This is a genomic window from Christiangramia aquimixticola (assembly GCF_048285835.1).
GTDB lineage: Bacteria > Bacteroidota > Bacteroidia > Flavobacteriales > Flavobacteriaceae > Christiangramia > Christiangramia aquimixticola.
The window spans coordinates 1-276 of sequence record NZ_JBLVTL010000364.1 but is presented as its reverse complement, the minus strand read 5'-3'; the positions used below and the strand labels follow the sequence as shown (position 1 = coordinate 276).

At 44.6% G+C, this 276-nt stretch carries 1 pseudogene; it reads right to left on the bottom strand.

The annotated features are described in order from the left end of the window. Nucleotides 1-276: pseudogene (locus ACNKXV_RS14840) on the bottom strand (GH3 family domain-containing protein); the annotation flags it as partial.

Below are 276 nucleotides of genomic sequence, written 5' to 3'. Positions count from 1 at the left end.
ACTTCCTCTCCAAAAGCATTGATAAAGTGCTTGGTCCGTCCCGAAATACGGAATCGGTAGGGTTGAGTCGAAGTAAACTTGACGGTATCTCCGATTTTATATCGCCAAAGACCACCATTGGTGGTGATGAGGATAGCATAATTTTTTCCCACTTCTACGTCAGACAGCGGGATCACCTTTGGGCTTTCTTTGTCCCATTCTTCCATGGGGATAAACTCATAAAAAATCCCATAGTCTAGCAGAAGCAATAGCTCATCTGAGTGAGGCTGATCTTGG